This window comes from Acidocella sp. MX-AZ02 (assembly GCF_000306035.1).
GTDB lineage: Bacteria > Pseudomonadota > Alphaproteobacteria > Acetobacterales > Acetobacteraceae > Acidocella > Acidocella facilis.
This window is the reverse complement of record NZ_JH976207.1, coordinates 537,121-556,410: the sequence shown is the minus strand read 5'-3', so window position 1 is coordinate 556,410 and position 19,290 is coordinate 537,121. Positions and strand designations below refer to the sequence as shown.

The following is a 19,290-nucleotide window of genomic DNA, read 5'->3' as shown; positions in this document are numbered from 1 at the left end:
AAAGCGAGCTGAGCATGGGGCGACTTGGCATGGAAGGGTACAACGATGCCAAACCGGGGTTTTTTTGAATTGCGGCGCACTTCCCTGGTGCCCAGCATGGCCAAGCGGGCGGGAGTTTCATAAAACATCCGCGGAACGCTTATGTTAAGGACTGAAATGGCCAAGAAACCCGTGATGCTGGTGATCCTCGATGGCTTCGGCTGGAACGAGTCGCCGCAGGACAATGCCGTCGCGCAGGCGAACACGCCGCATTTCGATGCGCTCTGGGAGACCTGCCCGCGCGCCTTTCTCACCACCTCGGGCCGGGTGGTCGGGCTGCCGAGCGGGCAGATGGGCAATTCCGAGGTCGGGCATCTGAATATCGGCGCCGGGCGGACGGTGATGCAGGATCTGCCGCGCATCGATGCCGCCATCGAGGATGGCGCGCTGGCCAGGAACGAGACGGTGCAGGGCTTCATCGCGGCGCTGAAGAAGAGTGGGGGCACCGCGCATCTGCTGGGGCTGGTCTCGCCGGGCGGGGTGCATTCGCACCAGGACCATGCGGTGGCGCTGGCGAAGATTTTGCACGAGGCGGGCATTCCCGTCATCGCCCATGGCTGGATGGATGGGCGCGACACCCCACCCCAGGCCGGGCTCGGCTATATGGAAAAATTCCTGGCCGGGCTGGGCGAGAGTGCCAAGCTGGGCACGCTGGTCGGGCGCTATTACGCCATGGACCGCGACAAACGCTGGGAGCGCGTGCAACAGGCTTATGAGCTGCTGGTGGATGCCAAGGGCGCGCATTTCCCCAGCGCCGAGGCGGCGATCCAGGCCAGCTACGAGGCCAAGATCACCGATGAGTTCATCAAGCCCGCCGTGATCGGCGATTATGGCGGGATCAAGGATGGGGATGGGGTGATCTGCGCCAATTACCGGGCGGACCGGGTGCGCGAGATCCTCACCGCCTTGCTCGACCCGTCCTTCGACGGCTTCCAGCCGCGCCAGCCCAAGCTGGTGGGGGCGGTGGGCATGACCGCCTATTCGGACGCGCTGGCGCCGTTCATGCAAACCATCTTCGCGCCGCAGCGCATGGATGATCTGCTGGGCGGAATCGTCTCCAAGGCCGGGCTGAAACAGCTGCGCATGGCCGAGACGGAGAAATATCCGCACGTGACCTATTTCTTCAATGGCGGGATGGAGACGCCCTTCCCTGGCGAAGAGCGGATCATGGTGCCTTCGCCGAAGGTCGCCACCTATGATCTGCAACCGGAAATGTCCGCGCCGGAGCTGACCGAGAAGGCGGTGGCGGCGATCAAGACCGGGACGTTCGACATGATCATCCTGAATTTCGCCAATCCGGACATGGTCGGCCATACCGGCTCGCTGCCCGCCGCGATCAAGGCGGTGGAGACGGTTGATGCGGGCTTGGGTAAGATCTGGGCGGCGGTGCAGGCGCAGGGCGGGGCGATTCTCGTCACCGCCGATCACGGCAATTGCGAGATGATGCGCGACCCGGAGACCGGCGGGCCGCATACCGCGCACACCACCAATCCGGTGCCGGTGCTGATCGCTGGCGGGCCGGCGGGGATCAAGCTGCATGACGGCATTCTGGCCGATATCGCGCCGACCCTGCTGAAGCTGATGGGTGTGGCGCAGCCGCCCGCGATGACCGGCAAGCCGCTGTTCGGCTGAGGTGAGGGTTAAGCGTCTCCTGCAAAATGCGGGGCTGGCCGCGCTCTGGCTGGGGCTGGCCGGCCCTGGCCTGGCGAAGGAGCGCCATCTGACTCCGCACCACCAGGACAGCGCCGACGCCGCCAAGCTGAAGAAGGAGCGCGCTGCGGCCGCCGCCGCGATCAAGGCGCATCAGGCGGCGGAAGCGGCGGCGGCGGCGCACCAGAAGGCGGTGGAACAGAAAGCCGCGGCGCTGGCGCAGCAGCAGGTGCAGGCCGCCGCCGCCTTGCGCGGGCTGGAGGACCAGACCTCCAAGGATGCCAACCAGCTCGCCATGCTCACCGCCGCCCAAAATGCCGCCGCCGCCCGGCTGGACCAGGCGCAGGCGGCGCTGAAGGCGCTGCTGCCGGTGATGCAGCGCCTCTCCGCCGCGCCCGCCACCACGCTGCTCGCCGCCCCGCAATCGCCGGTGGACAGCGTCCGCGGCATCGCCATTCTGCAAGGGGTGGCGCAGGAGGTCTCCGACCAGGCGCGGGCGGTGAAAACCGAGACCGCGACCCTGACCAGCGCCATTACCCAGGCGCAAGCCGCGCGCGAGGCGCTGGATGCCGCCGTGGCCGCGCAGCAGGCGGCGGAGGCAAAGCTCTCCATGGATATCGACCAGGCCAGGCAGGATGAGCAGGATGCGGCGGACCAGAAGGTGGCCGAGGCCGCCGCCGCCGCCAAGGCCAAGCATGAGCTGACGGATCTGGACCAGGCCATCGCCAATCTGGTGCCGAAAACCCCAGCCCCGGCGACTCCTGTAAACCTGCCCAGCGGCGGGGCGGGCGCGCCGGTGGCGGGGCATATCATCCAGCCCTATGGCGCCGCCACCGTGGCCGGCCCGGCCACCGGCATTTCCTACGCCGCCGCCCCGGGGGCACGCGTCACCAGCCCGTGCAACGGCACCATTCTCTATGGCGGCCCGCTCTCGGGCTATGGCCAGGTGGTGATCGTGGATTGCGGCACCAGCCTCTCCGCCGTGCTGGCGGGGATGAGCCATCTCGACGTCTCGCAGGGCCAGCGCATCGCCCATGGCCAGCCGCTGGGCAGCATGCAGCCCTTCAGCGCCGCCGATCCCACCCGCCAGCCGCGCCTCTATGTGGAGCTGCGCCGGGGTGGTGAGCCGGTGGACCCGACGTCCTGGCTGGCTTCCGGCCACTCTGGATAATCCGGGCGGGATGCTATCTAATAGGGCCAGGGCGATACGCCCGGCGTTTGAAGGGATAAATATATGCGTTTGCGCGGTGGTTTGATGCTCGGCGGGGTTTTCGTGGTCGGTTTGGCCGCCGGATCGCTGACACAGCCCCTCTCCCGCGCCTTCGGCGACAACGCCCCGAGCGACAGCACCTATCAGCAGCTCTCGCTTTTTGGTGACATATTGTCGCAGATCAAGCAGAACTACGTGATCGACCCGCCGACCGACAAGCTGATCTACAATGCCGCCAACGGCATGCTCTCCGGGCTGGACCCGCATTCCAGCTACATGAATGCGCAGCAATATTCGGACATGCAGGTGCAGACCTCCGGCCAGTTCGGCGGGCTGGGGCTGGAAGTGACCGAGGCCAGCGGGCTGCTGAAGGTGATCACCCCGATCGACGGCACGCCGGGCCAGAAGGCTGGGATCAAGCCGGGTGACATCATCGTGGAGATCGACGGCCACGCCACCGAAGGGCTGTCGCTGGATGATGCCGTCTCCAAGATGCGCGGCGCGCCGGGCACGCAGATCACCCTCACCTTGAAGCGCAACGGCGTGAACACGCCGGTGCATGTCACGCTGACCCGCGAGATCATCAAGATCGACGATGTGAAGAGCAAGCTGCTCACCAGCACCGCCGGGCCGGTCGGCTATATCCGCCTCGATAGTTTCGATGAGAATGCCGATGCGCATATCCGCGCCGCGGTGAAGAGCCTGAACAAGCAGGCGCATGGGCCGATCCATGGCTATATCCTGGATCTGCGCGACAATCCCGGCGGGCTGCTCGACCAGGCAGTGGCGGTGTCCGATGATTTCGTCACCAGCGGCGAGATCGTCTCCACCCATGGCCGCCATTCGGAGGACGACCAAGCCTGGTACGCCCAGGGCAATGACATCACCAATGGCGCGCCGATCGTGGTGCTGACCAATTCCGGCACCGCCTCGGCGGCCGAAATTGTCACCGCCGCCCTGCAGCAGAACCGCCGGGCGCTGGTGCTGGGCACCAAGACCTTCGGCAAGGGCTCGGTGCAAACGATCATCCCGATCGACAATGAGGGCGCGCTGCGTCTGACCACGGCGCTGTATTTCACCCCGTCGGGCAAGTCGATCCAGGATTACGGCGTGACCCCGAACGTAACGGTGGCGGACAGCGCCACGCCGGAGGACAGCTTCGCGCAGCTGCGTGAGACCGACCTGCTGCACGCCTTCACCAACCCGACCCAGCAGAAGGCCGCGTCACTGCCGCCGCCGCTGCCGCTGCCGCCGGTGGCCGCCAGCATCCCCAACAAGCCGCCCGCCAACTGGCCGAAATTCGACCCGACCAAGCCGGCGACCGACTTCCAGCTGCAGATGGCGCTGAAGCTGATTGCCGACATGAAGCCCGCCTCGACGACGACGGCGGCAAACTGACAAAGTTTTTTGGGGCCGCTGGCGCGCCGATGAGCAAGCAGCCTTGCTGCTGTCTCTCAATCGGCCCGCCCAGCGCGGCTCAAAAAAAGCGGCGAAAACGCCGGGGCGGAAGCAACCAAGTTGCCACCACCCCAGACGTTCTGTGGCCCTTTTTGAAAAAAGGGCCACGCCCCAAAAACTTTTGCATATTTTAGGTGAGACGCCGCGATGACCGAGAAATCCTCCCTGCCCTATCGGCTCAATGTCGGCGTTGTGCTGTTCTCGCGAGACGGGCGCGTTTTCGTCGGCAAGCGCAAGAACTACCCCGATGCCTGGCAGCTGCCGCAAGGCGGCGTCGATGAGGGGGAGGATCTGCGCGCGGCGGTGCTGCGCGAAATGAAGGAAGAGATCGGCACCGACAAGGCCGAGATCGTCGCCGAGCATCCGGACTGGCTGGTCTATGACCTGCCGCCGGCGCTGATCGGGGTTGCCTGGAAGGGCAAATATCGCGGCCAGCGGCAGAAATGGTTCGCGCTGCGCTTCACCGGGCGCGACGAGGATATCGACCTCACCGCCGATGCCCATCCGGAATTCGAGGATTGGCGCTGGGTGAAACTATCCGAGCTGCCGGCCCTTGCGGTGGCCTTCAAGCGCGACATCTATGAGACGCTGGCGCGGGATTTCGCATCCCTCGCCGGCTGAACCGCCCGCCAGACCACCGCCAGCCAGAACAAGGATCACCCGCCGATGATGACCCTCACCGCCGCCGACGGCCATAAATTCCACGCCTACGAAGCCGGCAACGTCAACGCCAAGCGCGGGCTTGTGGTCGTGCAGGAGATTTTCGGCGTGAACCAGCATATCCGCAATGTCGCCGAGCGCCTGGCCGGGTTCGGCTACCGGGTGCTGGCGCCGGCGATGTTCGATCGCGTCACACCTGGCATCGAGCTGGGCTATGACCAGGAGGGCATCGCCCAGGGCCGCGCGCTGATGCAGCAAGTGCCCCCCGAACAGGCGCTGCTGGACCTGCAGGCGACCGCCGCCGCCTTCGGCGAGGGCGAACCTGTGGGCATCATCGGCTATTGCTGGGGCGGCAGCCTGGCCTGGGACGCGGCGACGCGGACCAAGGGCTTCAAGGCCGCCAGCTGCTGGTATGGCGGCGCCATTGCCGCCAGCAAGGACGCCAAGCCCAATTGCCCGGTGCAGATGCATTTCGGCACCGAGGATCACGGCATTCCGATGAACGACGTGCAGGCGATCAAGGCGGCGCAGCCGGGGGCGGATGTGTTCGTCTATGAAGGCGCGCAGCACGGCTTTGGCTGCGAGGCCCGGGCCAGCTATAGCCGCAAGGATTGGGAGCTGGCGGAGCTGCGGGCTCTGGCGTTTTTCGCCGAACATCTGCGCTGAGATCTCCTGCGTCGTAGAAGCGGCCGCCCTGGCGCCAGGGCGGCCGTCATGTCATTGATCCTTCTCGCATGGCCGGTTTGACAGATCGCCCTGGGATGGCATGATTTTCTTGCCAATGTAAGCGTTGCCTTAAATATTCGAGACCATTCGTCAGCCGAGAAGGATTGACCGCCCATGGACATGCTCTCCGATCCCAAACGCCCGCATCGCCGCCCGCTGGACCCGATCGCGCCGGTCGCCCGGCCGAAGGGTTGCGATGTGGTCGGGCTGGTGCTGCAAGGTGGCGGCGCGCTGGGGGCGTATCAGGCGGGCGTCTATCAGGCGCTGCATGAGGCCGGGCTGGAGCCGGACTGGGTGGCGGGGGTGTCCATCGGCGCCGTGAACTCCGCCATCATCGCCGGCAACAAGCCCGAGCACCGGCTGGAGAAGCTGGAAAAATTCTGGATGGATATCACCGCCCGGGACCCCTACACCACCTGGTTCGAGGGCGATAATGCCCGCAAGCTGCGCAATGGGCTTTCGGCCATGCATGGCATGTTTTTCGGCCAGCCGGGCTTCTTCCGCCCGGTGCCGGCCTCGGGCTTCTTCGCCCCGCGCGGGGCGCGCTTCGCCACCGCACTGTACGATACCGCGCCCCTGCACCGCACGCTGGAAAAGCTCGCGGATTTCAAGCTGATCAATGAAGGCCAGATCCGCCTCGCGGTGGGGGCGGTGAATGTCGAGACGGCGAATTTCGTCTATTTCGACAATGCCGAGCGCGATCTGGAGCCCGAGCACATCATGGCCTCCGGCGCGTTGCCGCCGGGGCTGCCGATGGTCCGGATCGGGCGCCACCATTACTGGGATGGCGGGCTGGTCTCCAACACCCCGCTGCAGCATCTGCTGGATAATATCGGCTCGCAGAACCTGCTGGCCTTCCAGGTGGATCTGTTCTCCGCCCGCGGCGAGGTGCCGCGCGACATGCCGGAGGTTCTGGCCCGGCAGAAGGACATTCAGTACTCCTCGCGCACCCGCACCACCACCGACCATTTCCTGCAGACCCACCGGCTGAAACAGGCTTTGCGCGACGCGCTGGGCAAGGTGCCGGATAATGAGCTGACCAGCGAGCAGAAGCAGATGAAATCCGATCTGCGCCAGCTGCCCGAGATCAACATCATGCAGTTGATCTACCAGCAGAAAGCCTATGAGGGGGATGCGAAGGATTACGAGTTCAGCCGCATCTCCATGAAGGAGCATTGGCGCTCGGGCTATTACGACACCCGCAACACGCTGAACCATGGCGACTGGTTCAGCTTTACCGGGGAGCCCGGCATTCGCTCTTACGATCTGCACCGGGTGGGCGAATAGGGGGCCCCTCTTGCCTGCGCGGCACCGGCCATGGCAACCAAGACGCCCGGTGCAGCGTAGGAGTCGGCCGCGTTGAGTAGTGACCTGTTCGAGACCATCCCCGCCAAGGACAGCTATGGCGCGAAGGATATCGAGGTGCTGGAGGGGCTGGAGCCCGTCCGCCGGCGGCCTGGCATGTATATTGGCGGCACGGATGAGAACGCCCTGCACCATCTGGCCGCCGAAATTCTCGACAATTCCATGGACGAGGCGGTGGCCGGCCATGCCAGCACCATCGAGATGCGGCTGGATGAGGGCAACCAGCTCACCATCCGTGATAATGGCCGGGGCATCCCGGTCGATCCGCATCCGAAATTCAAGACCAAATCCGCGCTGGAGGTGATTTTCACCACGCTGCATTCGGGTGGCAAATTCTCGGGCAAGGCCTATGCCACCTCAGGCGGGCTGCACGGCGTGGGCTCCTCGGTGGTGAACGCGCTCTCCTCAAGCTTCACCGCCGAGGTGGCGAAGGACCGCAAGCTGTACCGCCAGAGCTATGTGCGGGGCGTGCCGCAGACCAGGCTGGAGGAAGTGGGCGCGGCCCAGAACCGGCGCGGCACCAGCATCGGCTTCGTGCCGGATACCGAGATTTTCGGGAGCCTGAGATTCTCCCCCGCCCGGCTGTTCAAGCTCTGCCGCTCGAAAGCTTATCTGTTCCGGGGGGTGAAGATCCGCTGGAGCTGCGATCCCAGCCTGCTGAAATCCGACTCGGAGGTGCCGGCCGAGGCGGAGCTGCATTTCCCCGGCGGTTTGCGCGATTCGCTGGCGGCCGAGCTGGGCGCCGCCCCGCTGGTGCTCCCCGAGATCTGGGCCGGAGAGGCGAAATTCGCGCCGATCGGCGGCCAGGAGCAGGGCAAGCTGGAATGGGCCCTGGCCTGGCTGGAACAGGGCGAGAGCAGCGTCGATACCTATTGCAACACCGTGCCCACCCCGCTGGGCGGCACCCATGAGGCCGGAATGCGCGCCGCCCTGCTGAAGGGCCTGCGCGCCTGGGCTGAGACGCGCGGCAATAAGCGCGGGGCGGCGATCATCGCCGAGGACGTGTTCGGGGGCTTGCGCGCCAAGCTCTCGCTCTTCATCCGCGATCCGCAATTCCAGGGCCAGACAAAGGAGAAGCTGACCACCCAGGAAGCCACGCGGCTCACCGAGACCTCGCTGCGCGACCGGTTCGACCATTATCTCGCCGGCGACCCGGCCAATGCCGATAATCTCTTGGCCTATGTGGTGGACCGCGCGGAAGAGCGCATCCGCCGCAAGGAGTTGAAGGACACGCCGCGCAAATCCGCCACAAGGCGGCTGCGCCTGCCCGGCAAGCTGGCCGATTGCGCCACGGAAAGCGCCGAGGGCACCGAGATCTTTCTGGTCGAGGGCGATTCCGCCGGCGGCTCCGCCAAGCAGGCGCGCAATCGCAACTCCCAGGCGATCCTGCCGCTGAAAGGCAAGATCCTGAATGTCGCCTCCGCCTCGGTGGAGAAGCTGAAGCAGAATCAGGAGCTGAAGGATCTGATCGAGGCGCTGGGCTGCGGCACCGGCACCGCTTTCAACCGCGCCAATCTGCGTTATGAGCGCATCATCATCATGACCGATGCGGATGTGGACGGCGCGCATATCGCCTCGCTGCTGATGACGTTTTTCTATCGCGAGCTGCCGGAGCTGATCCGCCACGGCCATGTCTATCTGGCGCAGCCGCCGCTCTATCGGCTGACGCAAGGGGCAAAGAGCATCTATGCGATGGACGATGCCGCGCGCGAAAAGCTGATGAAAAACTTCAAGCCCGGCAGCAAGGTGGAAATCAGCCGCTTCAAAGGGCTTGGCGAAATGCCCCCCGCGGTGCTGAAGGAAACCACGATGGACCCAGCCAAACGCACGCTGCTGCGCATTGTCGCGGCCCCTGAGGCGCGGGCGGAAACCTCGACGCTGGTGGATAGTTTGATGGGCAAGCGCCCGGAACTGCGCTTTCAATTCATCCAGGAAAACGCGGGGAAGGTGGAAGAGCTGGATATCTGATCAAACGCCGCTGGTCGCAACCGGGACGGCTTCGCACCTGTCCCGTTATGGGACGCTTTATGTGGCGTCAGCTTTTGAAATTCACTTCGTAAAGCGTGGTGTCGGTTTCAAACCAGGCTTCGTGCCAGGCATTGGCCTCGAAATGAATCACCACGCCAGGGCGAAGCGCGATCTCGCCCGATTCGCAAACCAGCCTGCCCTGCCCTTCGGAGATCAGCACGAACTGCTCGAAATCATGGGCGTGGCGCGCGGCATGGGTGCCGGCTTTCACCGCCACGCGTTTCAAATCGCCCCCCGCCCCGGGGATCAAGCGGCGATCCGCCTTCGCATCGCCATAAGGTGCGACATCGTTCCAGGCATAATGCAAGGTTTTCGGCATCTTCATCCCCCGGTGCAGCGCATAAAAAAACCCGGACCAGGTCCGGGTTTCTTTATCGCAAATGCAGGTGCGATCAGACCAGCTTCTTCAGCGTCGGGGAGGCCTTGAAGCGCACGGTCTTGCCGGCCTTCACCTTGATCTCCTCGCCTGTGCGCGGGTTCACGCCCTTGCGCGCCTTGGTCTTGCGGACGGTGAAGGTGCCGAAGGACGGCAGGGTGAACTTGCCGTTCTTCTTCATTTCCTTAACGATCGCTTCGATCAGAACGGTAGCCGTACGGTTGGCGGCAACGCCGGTGATCTCGGCAGTTTCCTGAATGACCTCGGCAATGAACGCTTTTGACATTATACGCGCCTTTTCCTGTTGATCGGTCTGGCCGGAACGTCCGCGACCGAAGATTCTATGTTCAAACCAGGGACTCTTTGAATTTGCCCGGCTGGATGCGAAATATCTAGCCTTGGCCTGCGGAAAAGACCAGCCTTAAACCCCCTCGGGAGAAAGGTTTTTTCAAAAAAAGCGTGGCGCTGCGTCGCAAAAAATCGTTGCCACACGAAGCAATGCAGATTCGGCCGGGTTCAGAGGGGAGGGAAAATGGTGCCCAGAGCCGGAATCGAACCAGCGACACTGCGATTTTCAGTCGCATGCTCTACCAACTGAGCTATCTGGGCCCTTGGTCCAGGCTGCCTAACCGATTAGGCCGCCCCGATCAAGTTCGCTGGTGCTGTCACTGGGAATTGAACCCAGGACCTCTTCATTACCAATGAAGTGCTCTACCCCTGAGCTATGACAGCGAAACCCGCGAAGGTGCGGCGCTTCCTAGCTTGTTGCCGTTGGGCCTGCAAGTCCCGCGATGGAAGTTTTTCCGTCATCATCCGCTCCGGGTATATTTTCCTGTGGAAAATCCGCATCCTAGCCTCTGGTAATGCGGCCCGGCTGTCGGAAAACCGCCAGTTTGGGCCGATCCGGCGATCAACGTGAAAAAGGCCGGCGGGGCGCCCCGCCGGCCAGATCACAGACATGCCGGCCCGAATCGCGCCCTCAGGCGGCGCTGCGCGCCCGCAGGGCGCGCGGCAGCTGGCGGGCGGATTTCACCCGAGGCAGCGCCATCTCGCGGGCCTGGGCCGGTGCCGGGCGCTCATGCCAGTTATCGAAGGCGAAAACCGACACCTGATCCAGGAAGCTCTCCGCCGGCAGCCCTTCGGCCAGCAGCAGCGCATGGTCGGCAAGCTCGACATGGTAATAGCAGAAACGCTCCGGCAGATTCGTCTCACGCCGGATGCTGGCGCCGTTGACCAGGGCGCCGGCCTGCACCAGAACGCCATCCAGCAGCAGCGCATGGTCCGGCGAGAGCAGCAGGTCGCGCCAGGGCAGCCCATTGCCGAGGGCACCGGCGGTGATGCGCACGGGCAGCACCCGCAACCGGTCGGCAAAGCGGCTGGCGATGGTCTGCACCCCCACCCAGCTCACCGGCGCCACCCGGCCATCATGGCAGAGCACCAGATCTCCTGCCCGCAGCATCTCGACCGCGACACCGCCGGTGGGGGTGGCGATTTCGGTCCCGGCCATGAAGCAATAGGCCGCCGCGCCGCCAGTGCTGAGATCCCAGTTATACGGCTGTGGATCGTTGGCGCCGCTGGAGACGTTGACGGTAATCGGCGTGCCAAATGGCAGCCAGGGCGTGGTGGAGAACAGGAAATATTGCTGGGTCGTCGCGTCCTCGAACACGAAGCCGATCACCTTGCCGTTGCCGGTTTCGCTGGCGGTGCCGATATAGACCTGCGTGTCGGTCTGGCCGACGATGAGGAAATTTTCCCCGCCATATAAAATCGGCGAGCTGGTGAGGGAAACCACCTGCTGCGTCTGTAGCGAAAATGGCAGACCAACCGAGACGCTACTGCCCCCATCGTCGCCGCTCAGCAGATAAAACGGGAATAGGTTTTCAGATGGGTTGGGTGGTGTTTGATCGTCTGTGTCGCTTCCACCCCAACCGTCTGTATCGTTTCCCCCCCAGCCGTTTGTGTCGGTTCCATCCGTCATCACGAAGCTCCTCTTATAAATTAGACGAGTTCGTGTTAATTTTTTAACAGATGTTATGAAATGATTTTCTTTGCTTTGTCGCAACAAGCTTAGGTTAAAGGAAATTTTCCTGTTTGCTCAGCTCACGAAATAGTGAAGGCGGGATGTAGGCGCGGTGATCAGCCCGCAAACAAACCGCAGGCCGTTCATTTTTTTCGACATTTGGGCGTCAGGCAGCGTTAGTTCAGCTTAGCCGGGCGAACTGCGCGCCACTTTGTTGCAACGCCGCAAGCCCGGCGGCGATGCCAGCCCCGCTGGCGCGTTTGGGCTGGTTGATATGGCCTTCGATCACATCGCCATCCCGCGCCGCCTCGATCCGCGCCTGCACGATGGCGGCCGGCAGCCCGGCGCCTTCATCGGAATTCAGCGAATAACCGGCCACGCGCACGCCCAGCGCCTCGATCCGCGGCACCATCGAGGGGGTGTAGAGCCCGGCGGCCCCGCGATACCATTGCGGCACCCGCCCGGTGGCCTGGGTGATGGCCAACGCCCCGCCATTGATCTCGGCCTGGATCGCGGGCCAGCTCCCGGCCACCTCCAGCCCGTAGACGCGCCTGGTGCCCAGGATCGGCGGCAGATGCCGCGCGCCATGGTTTTCCAGGGTGAAGATGTCCTTGTGCTGGAGGAAATAGGCCAGCCCCTCCGGGTTCATCCGCATCCAGACGGCGGTGACGAAGATGGTGGCCGGGATGCGGCGCTCGACCAGAACCGGGGCGATCCGCATGTCAAAATGGCCGGGGCAACAATCCAGCGTCACCGCCACACGGCGCGGGCCGGATTGTGGTTGCAGCCGCAGCACCGGCTCCACCAGACCTTCTTTATCGAACGGCCCCAGCGCCAAGGGGGCCGCCAGCCCGGCAAAGAGCAGCTGGCGGCGGTTCAGCCCATCACCGCAAAGGCCGCACATATCAGGCCTTGAGCACGCGGCCGGCGACAACCTCAAGACGCTTCAGCGCCTCCGGGTCGCGCGCCTCGGGGGCGGTGATCAGCGCGTAGGTCAGCGCGGTGTCGCAGCCATGCGCGCAGGCACTGCGCGGTGCGGCCAGGCGGGGGAGCACGTCCTTCACCAGGGCGCGGGCCTTGTCGGCATTGCCGAGCAGCACCTTCACCACCTGGTCGACGGTGACGGCGTCATGGTCCTCGTGCCAGCAATCATAATCGGTGACCATGGCGACTGTGGCGTAATCGATCTCCGCCTCGCGGGCGAGCTTGGCCTCGGGCATATTGGTCATGCCGATCACCGCGCAGCCCCAGCTGCGGTACAGGTTGCTCTCCGCCAGGGTGGAGAATTGCGGGCCTTCCATCACCAGATAGGTGCCGCCGCGCGTATGCGGCAGGTCCAGCGCCTTCAGGCTGGCTTCCAGCGCATCGCCCAGGCGCCCGCAGACCGGATGCGCCATCGACACATGCGCGACGCAGCCCGGGCCGAAAAAGCTCTTCTCGCGGGCGAAGGAGCGGTCGATGAACTGGTCGACGATGACGAAATGCCCCGGCGGCAGTTCCTCTTTCAGCGAGCCGACGGCGGAGAGGGAGAGAATGTCGGTCACCCCCAGCGATTTCAGCGCATGGATGTTGGCGCGGTAATTCAGCGCCGTCGGCGTGGTCTTGTGGCCGCGCCCGTGGCGGGGCAGGAACACCACCTTCTGGCCATGGAAGGAACCGACGAGGAGCTCGTCAGAGGGATCGCCCCAGGGGGTTTCGACCTTGACCCAGCTGGTGTCTGTCAGACCGTCGATATTATACAGCCCCGACCCGCCAATGATGCCGATGACCGTCTGCTTCGTCTCACCCATAGCGCCACTCCAAAAAATCAAACGTTTTTGGTGCCGCCCCGTCCCGATGACGGAGCGGCAAAGCCGCGTAGTCTGAATCGGGACGGCCAGCAACAGGCCAAAAAGCTGCGAAAAAAATGCCGCCTTTTTGAAAAAAGGCGGCACCCAAAAACGTCTATAAATATATTCAGCTCTTACGCAACCTTGCGCTTTTCCTGGTAAGGCGGGCGCTTCGGCTTGATCTTGCGCACCTGCATATCCGGATGGCGGGCCGGCTTCTTCACCGGCATCGCCTGGCGTGGACGCTCGCCGCCCGCCACCTTCATCTTGATGCCGGTCAGCTTCTCGATCTGAGTGAGATAAGGCAGCTCGGTCGCGTCGCAGAACGCCACCGCCACGCCATCCGCGCCGTTGCGCGCGGTGCGGCCGATGCGGTGCACATAGCTCTCCGGCTCATTCGGCAGCTCGAAATTGATCACGTGCGAAACCGCATTCACATCGATGCCGCGCGCCGCGATATCGGTGGCGACCAGAGCGCGCACCTCACCGGCCTTGAACGCATCCAGGGCGCGCTGGCGCTGGTTCTGGCTGAGATTGCCATGCAGGGCGGCGGCCGAGATCTTGGAGCTGTTGAGCATCAGCGCCACGCGGTCGGCGCCGCGCTTGGTGCGGGTGAACACCACGGTTTTGGAGAATTCCGGCTGGTGCAGCAGCTTGATCAGCAGGTTGCGCTTCTCCGGCCCTTCGGCGAAATACACGCTCTGCTCGATGCGCGACGGGGTGGAGGCCACCGCCTCGATTTCCACGCGCACCGGCTCACGCAGCAGGCCATTGGCGAGCTTGGCGATTTCGGCCGGCATGGTGGCGGAGAACAGAGCCGACTGGCGGCGCGCCGGCAGCACGTTCACCACCTTGCGGATATCCGGCATGAAGCCGAGATCCAGCATACGGTCAGCCTCGTCCAGCACGAAGAACTGACACTGGTCGATCACCAGCTCGCGGGTGTTCATCAGATCCACCACGCGGCCGGGGCAGCCGACGACGATGTCCGCACCGCGCATCATGCGCTGCACCTGGCCGAAGCGGCTGACGCCGCCCACGATCAGCACCGTGCGCAGGCCAAGCCCGGCGGCGAATTTCTTGATCTCCTGCTCGATCTGCACCGCAAGCTCACGGGTGGGGGCCAGCACCAGAGCGCGAGTCGAGAAGCGCTTGCTGTGCAGGCGGTCGGTCATCGCGTTGATCATCGGCAGGGCGAAGGCGGCGGTTTTGCCGGTGCCGGTCTGGGCGATGCCCAGAACGTCGCGCCCGGCCAGCGCGTGGGGAATGGCCTTCGCCTGGATGGGGGTGGGCTTGATGAAGCCCGCCGCCGTCAATGCGCCCAAAATCGGGGAAGCCAGGCCAAAACTCTCAAAGGTCAAATCAGTCAAAACAAACATCTCCACCGCCGAAGGCCCATGCCCTGGCGGTCAATGTCCGGTATCCCATGCGCGAATCTGGAAAAGGACGGTGCAAAACAGCCCGTAAAGGGCGTCCCCGCCCCGTATAAAGCCTGTGCCACCATGTCTCGTTCGCGCCATGGCGGCAGGTAAGTATCCCTTAGCCTTGCCGGCCAAGGCGACGCAAGCCCAGCCTTTGCAAAGCTGTGTCGCGTTGCACAAAAAACCCTCCCGCTGCACAGCGGGAGGGTCAATTCATGGCATCAAGCTCGTGTGCCTACGAGTCTTAATCCCCAGCCGCCGGGTGCATCACCGGGGCCTTCATCGGCTTGACGGCGGGGGCGGCGACCAGCTTGGGCGCCTTGGCCGGAAGGGCGGCCAGGATGGAGACGCCGACCGAGGCCAGATAAGGCATCGACTGGGTGAACAAAACCGCCACCCACAGCTTGGTCTCCAGCGTCGCCCAGTGATGGCCAAAGCCGACACCCAGCGCCGCACCCCAGGTCAGAGCCAGGATCACCAGCTCCTCGCGGGCCATCACCAGACCCTGGACCAGGGCCGGGGCGTTCTCCATCTTCGGCGTGCGCAGGAAGGGCAGCGAGTTGGTGAACAGGCCTTTCCACACCGCCTTGCCGATCGAGTGGCTCAGCGCCAGCCCGGCGACCGCCGCGCCCACCCGGTCCCAGAAGCCGCAAGGCACGCGGCTCTTATAGAGGGCCAGGATCTGCACGATCTTAAAGCCGAACAGGAAGATCGAGGGCAGCATGAACAAAGCGATCGGGAATTCAAACCGCACCGGATCCAGGATCAGCCCCAGCGACCAGACCAGACCCATGGCCAGGAAGGCGATGCCCAGCGCGTCGCCGAACCAGGGCAGCCAGCCGGTGATGAAGTGCCAGCGCTGGCCGGCGGTCAGCTCCTTGTTGAAGGGGTTGAACAAAGCCGCCGCATTGCCGCGAACAATCCGCATCGCGCCATAGGCCCAGCGGTAACGCTGCTTGCGGAAGGCGTTGTAATCGTCCGGCATCACGCCCTTGCCGAAGCTCTTCTTGGAATAGACCGCCTCGTACCCGGCGCGGAACAGGCGCAGACCCAGCTGGCTGTCCTCGCAGATGCACCATTCGGCCCAGCCATTTTCGTTCTGCAGCGCCTCCTTGCGGATCAGCGTCATGGTGCCGTGCTGGATGATCGCGTTGCGCTCATTGCGGGTGACCATGCCGGTATGGAAGAAGCCGGCATATTCCCAGAACATCATGCGCTTGAAGATCGAACCGTCATTATCCCGGTAATCCTGCGGGGACTGGGTGAAGCCCACCGCCGGGTCGTCGAAGGCCGGGGCCATCGAGCGCAGCCAGTCCGGCTCGACCAGATAATCGCTGTCGATCACGCCGATCACCTCGGCATCCGGGGCGGTCTCACGCAGGGCGAAATTCAGCGCGCCGGCCTTGTAGCCTTTATACTTGCCCAGGGTGAAGAAGCGGAATTTCGGCCCCAGCCGGGCGCAATGCTCGGCCACCGGCTCCCAGACAGCCGGGTCCATGGTGTTGTTGTCGATCACCAGAACCTCGAAGCGGTCATAGTCCAGCGCGGCCAGGCTATCGAGCGTCTGCTTCACCATGTGCGGCGGCTCGTTGCAGATCGGCAGATGGATGGAAACCTTCGGCAGCTTGGCGCCAGCCGGGGCCGGCATCGGTTCAAAATGCCGCTTGGCGATACGGCCGAAGATGGTCTCGACCAGATCGAAACTGTCCGCGATCAACAGGAAGAGCAGCAGCCCCTGCCCCAGCGCCAGCCCGCTCCACACCGCGGCAGCCCCCAGCGAGAGATAAGTCTGGCCCATATACATCAGCAGCATCGCCAGCGTCGCGGTGAAGCCTTCCACCAGAGCCGCGAAGAGCAGCTTGCCGGTGAAGCGGATATCCGGGCGGCGGGAGAGCAGCGCCATGGTGGCGAGCAGGCTGGCCAGCGCCGCGCCGGCGGCGTACCAGATCCATTCCGGGTGATTCCAGACCGGGCCGGTCAGCGACCATTTCTGGTGGCGGCCCAGCGTGAACATACCCCAGTAACCGGCGGCACGGCCTTCAAAGCTGGTCTTCCAGGGCTGGTCGAAGGCTTCCATCACGAAGTAATCGAGATGCTTCTGCTGCGCCAGATTGAAGAAATCGCGCAGGAAGCGGGCCTGGTTGATGTTGTTGGCGCGCGCCGCGCCGATATCGATACCGTCCGACGGCCAGCCGATTTCGCCGATCACGATCTTCTTGTTTGGGTACATCTTATGCACCGCCTCATAGCGGTTCATGCTGTCCTGCACGGCGATCTTCTCCGGCACACCTTCCCAGTAGGGCAGCAGATGCACGGTGATGAAATCGACCGAATTGGCCAGCTCGGGATGCTTCAGCCAGACATGCCAGGGCTCGGCGGTGGAAACCGGCACATGCACCTGCTTCTCGACCGAGCGGATCTCGGAGACCAGCTCCGGCACGCTCTGGTCGCCACGCAGGATGGTCTCGTTACCGACCATCACCTGCTTCACGTCCGGGTTGGCGTTCGCCACCTGCACGACCTTCGCCAGCTCCTTGGCGTTGGCCTCGGGGTGACGGTCCAGCCAGGCGCCGAGCGTGACATTCAGCCCCATGCCCTGCGCCAGCGCCGGGATCTGCCCGAGATCGCCCTCGACCGTGTAGGTGCGGATATTGTGGGTGTGCTTGGCCGCCAGCGCCAGATCGGACTTGATCTGTGCCGTGGTCGGGTAATCGCCGGTCTGCGGGCTCTCGCCTTTATGGAAGGGCGAGAAGGCGAAGCCGCCGATCTCGCCGGTATAGGGCGCGATATTCGTCGCCGGGCGGTTGATGCCGGCCCAGATCCCGAACGCGACCACACCGACGCCGATGGCGGCTGCCCATGAGCTGGGGGACGCCCAGCCCTTGCGGGCCTTGCGGGTGGAGATCAGCGCCGTCTGGCGGCGAATTTGCGACTGGTACGTCATGGCGGTGTCCAAGCGATGTCCAAGCTGCGTCCCGGGAAAATCCCCGGATCGACAGCCAATATGATCGTCCAGTGCGGCAGGTGCTGGGCGCGAATGTGGCCCAACTAAGGCAAACAAAATTTAATCTTGTAACCAGATGTAGGAAGGATTTGTTCAAATTTTCCTTCTTTTGAAGGCTTTGTCTGGACAGCTTCACTTACGCTTTCAACAGCGCTCCCACCTTCATGGCATAATCGCGTCGGCTGCCATTCCGCGCTAGAAGCGGGCCATGCCTTTGATCGTGCAAATCCTGATTCTCGTGCTTCTGGTGGTTCTCAACGGCGCCTTCGCGCTGGCGGAGCTGGCGCTGGTCTCCTCGCGCCGGGCGATGCTGACATTGATGGAGCGCCAGGGGCTGCGCGGCGCCACCAAGGCACGGATGCTGGCGGATGACCCGCAGAGCTTCCTGCCCACCACCCAGTTCGGCATCACTCTGGTCGGCATCCTCACCGGTATGTTCGGCGGCGACCAGCTGGGCGAGCGCATGCAGGGGCCGCTGCGGCATGTGCCCTATATCGCACCTTATGCCGGGCCGGTCGGCGTCGTCGTCACAGTTCTCATCATCACCTATCTCACCTTGGTGTTTGGCGAGCTGGTACCCAAGCAGCTGGGGCTGCGCCACCCGGAACGGCTGGCGGTGGTGGTGGCCGGGCCGGTCTCGGTGCTGGCGAAACTCGCCGCCCCGGCAATCTGGCTGCTGAGCCGCACCACGGACCTCGTGCTGCGGCTGTTCGGCCCCACCCAGGAGGATAGGCGCGGCGTTTCCGAAGAAGAGCTGAAGGCGATGCTGGTGGAAGGCGCCGAAACCGGCGTGCTGGAGACCGAGGAGCGCGACATTATCGAACGCGTGCTGCGCCTGGCCGACAAGCCGGTGCGCGCGATCATGACGCCGCGCACCGAAATCGTCTGGATCGACCGCTCCGCCGGACGCGAGGACATCATCGCCCGGCTGCGCGCCGCGCCGCATTCCCGCTTCGTGGTGTGCGACGGCTCGGTCGATAACGTCACCGGCATCATCCTGGCCAAGGATGTGCTGGACCGCGTGCTGGGCAAGCAGGACGGGCCGATCATCTCCTCCGTGCTGCGCCAGCCGATGGCGATCCCGGACTCGGTCTCGGCCTTGGACGCGCTGGAGCGGCTGAAGGCGGATGCGCTGGGCATGGCGCTGGTGTTCGATGAATATGGCAGCTTCGAGGGCGTGGTGACGGCGGCGGACGTGCTGGAGGCGATCGTCGGCGACGCCGAGGATACCGGCCCCTCCTCCTATATCGAGCCGCCGGCGGACAGCGCCTATGAGCTGGACGGGCTGACCCCGGTGGACGAGATCAAGGCCAGGCTGCATCTGCCGGACCTGCCGAGCGAGGGCAGCTATCACACGCTGGGCGGGCTGATCCTGGCGCTGCTGCTGCGCCCGGCGGCGAAGGGCGATGCGATTTTGTTCGGCGGCTGGAAGTTTGAAGTGACGGAGATGGATGGGCGGCGGATTGAGCGGGTGCGGGTGACGAAGGAAGTGGCGGAAAATTCC

At 64.2% G+C, this 19,290-nt stretch carries 15 protein-coding genes and 2 tRNA genes; 8 read left to right on the top strand and 9 right to left on the bottom strand.

Going from position 1 to position 19,290, the window contains the following annotated elements; translation table 11 throughout:
- Positions 1 to 156 precede the first annotated feature (156 nt).
- From gpmI to parE, 7 genes are all read left to right on the top strand, one after another.
- Positions 157 to 1,671 carry a 2,3-bisphosphoglycerate-independent phosphoglycerate mutase gene (gene gpmI / locus MXAZACID_RS02780; protein WP_008492535.1) on the top strand — a complete coding sequence of 505 codons (1,515 nt, stop codon included), beginning with the start codon at positions 157 to 159 and terminating at the stop codon, positions 1,669 to 1,671.
- Between the two features lies 1 nt (position 1,672).
- Entirely contained in the window at positions 1,673 to 2,860 is a 1,188-nt protein-coding gene (locus tag MXAZACID_RS02775) for a murein hydrolase activator EnvC (protein ID WP_008492534.1), read from the top strand.
- 63 nt (positions 2,861 to 2,923) lie between these two features.
- A complete protein-coding gene (locus MXAZACID_RS02770; protein WP_008492532.1) occupies positions 2,924 to 4,297 on the top strand; it encodes a S41 family peptidase in 1,374 nt (457 codons plus the stop codon).
- Between the two features lie 207 nt (positions 4,298 to 4,504).
- On the top strand, positions 4,505 to 4,978 hold the full coding sequence (locus MXAZACID_RS02765; protein ID WP_008492530.1) for an RNA pyrophosphohydrolase: 474 nt from the start codon (positions 4,505 to 4,507) through the stop codon (positions 4,976 to 4,978).
- A gap of 45 nt (positions 4,979 to 5,023) precedes the next feature.
- On the top strand, positions 5,024 to 5,683 hold the full coding sequence (locus tag MXAZACID_RS02760; RefSeq protein ID WP_008492529.1) for a dienelactone hydrolase family protein: 660 nt from the start codon (positions 5,024 to 5,026) through the stop codon (positions 5,681 to 5,683).
- 174 nt (positions 5,684 to 5,857) lie between these two features.
- Positions 5,858 to 7,030 (top strand): patatin-like phospholipase family protein, encoded by a 1,173-nt coding sequence (locus MXAZACID_RS02755; RefSeq protein ID WP_008492528.1) that lies wholly within the window; start codon positions 5,858 to 5,860, stop codon positions 7,028 to 7,030.
- A 72-nt stretch (positions 7,031 to 7,102) separates the two neighbouring features.
- On the top strand, positions 7,103 to 9,076 hold the full coding sequence (parE, locus tag MXAZACID_RS02750) for a DNA topoisomerase IV subunit B (protein ID WP_008492527.1): 1,974 nt from the start codon (positions 7,103 to 7,105) through the stop codon (positions 9,074 to 9,076).
- Positions 9,077 to 9,143: 67 nt separating this feature from the next.
- Here parE and MXAZACID_RS02745 read toward each other — a convergent pair whose 3' ends face one another.
- The 9 genes from MXAZACID_RS02745 to MXAZACID_RS02705 form a co-directional block, all read right to left on the bottom strand.
- Entirely contained in the window at positions 9,144 to 9,455 is a 312-nt protein-coding gene (locus MXAZACID_RS02745; protein ID WP_039884915.1) for a cupin domain-containing protein, read from the bottom strand.
- A 73-nt stretch (positions 9,456 to 9,528) separates the two neighbouring features.
- Entirely contained in the window at positions 9,529 to 9,798 is a 270-nt protein-coding gene (locus tag MXAZACID_RS02740) for an HU family DNA-binding protein (RefSeq protein WP_008492525.1), read from the bottom strand.
- A gap of 247 nt (positions 9,799 to 10,045) precedes the next feature.
- Positions 10,046 to 10,121, bottom strand: a tRNA-Phe gene (locus tag MXAZACID_RS02735).
- 48 nt (positions 10,122 to 10,169) lie between these two features.
- A tRNA-Thr gene (locus MXAZACID_RS02730) sits at positions 10,170 to 10,244 on the bottom strand.
- A 247-nt stretch (positions 10,245 to 10,491) separates the two neighbouring features.
- Positions 10,492 to 11,304, bottom strand: a complete 813-nt coding sequence (locus MXAZACID_RS17615) for a Hint domain-containing protein (protein WP_008492523.1) — start codon at positions 11,302 to 11,304, stop codon at positions 10,492 to 10,494.
- A 409-nt stretch (positions 11,305 to 11,713) separates the two neighbouring features.
- Positions 11,714 to 12,436 carry a polysaccharide deacetylase family protein gene (locus MXAZACID_RS02720; protein ID WP_008492521.1) on the bottom strand — a complete coding sequence of 241 codons (723 nt, stop codon included), beginning with the start codon at positions 12,434 to 12,436 and terminating at the stop codon, positions 11,714 to 11,716.
- 1 nt (position 12,437) lies between these two features.
- Positions 12,438 to 13,322: an S-methyl-5'-thioadenosine phosphorylase gene (locus MXAZACID_RS02715; RefSeq protein WP_039884670.1), complete on the bottom strand. Its 885-nt coding sequence runs from the start codon at positions 13,320 to 13,322 to the stop codon at positions 12,438 to 12,440.
- Positions 13,323 to 13,495: 173 nt separating this feature from the next.
- Positions 13,496 to 14,740, bottom strand: a complete 1,245-nt coding sequence (locus tag MXAZACID_RS02710; protein WP_008492519.1) for a DEAD/DEAH box helicase — start codon at positions 14,738 to 14,740, stop codon at positions 13,496 to 13,498.
- A 286-nt stretch (positions 14,741 to 15,026) separates the two neighbouring features.
- The gene (locus tag MXAZACID_RS02705) at positions 15,027 to 17,726 is read right to left on the bottom strand and encodes a glycosyltransferase (protein WP_039884914.1); all 2,700 of its coding nucleotides are present in this window, start codon (positions 17,724 to 17,726) and stop codon (positions 15,027 to 15,029) included.
- A gap of 268 nt (positions 17,727 to 17,994) precedes the next feature.
- On the opposite strand from MXAZACID_RS02705, the gene MXAZACID_RS02700 reads away from it, so the two are divergent.
- Positions 17,995 to 19,290 (top strand): hemolysin family protein (locus tag MXAZACID_RS02700; protein ID WP_008492517.1); only part of this gene is annotated, 1,296 nt, incomplete at its 3' end.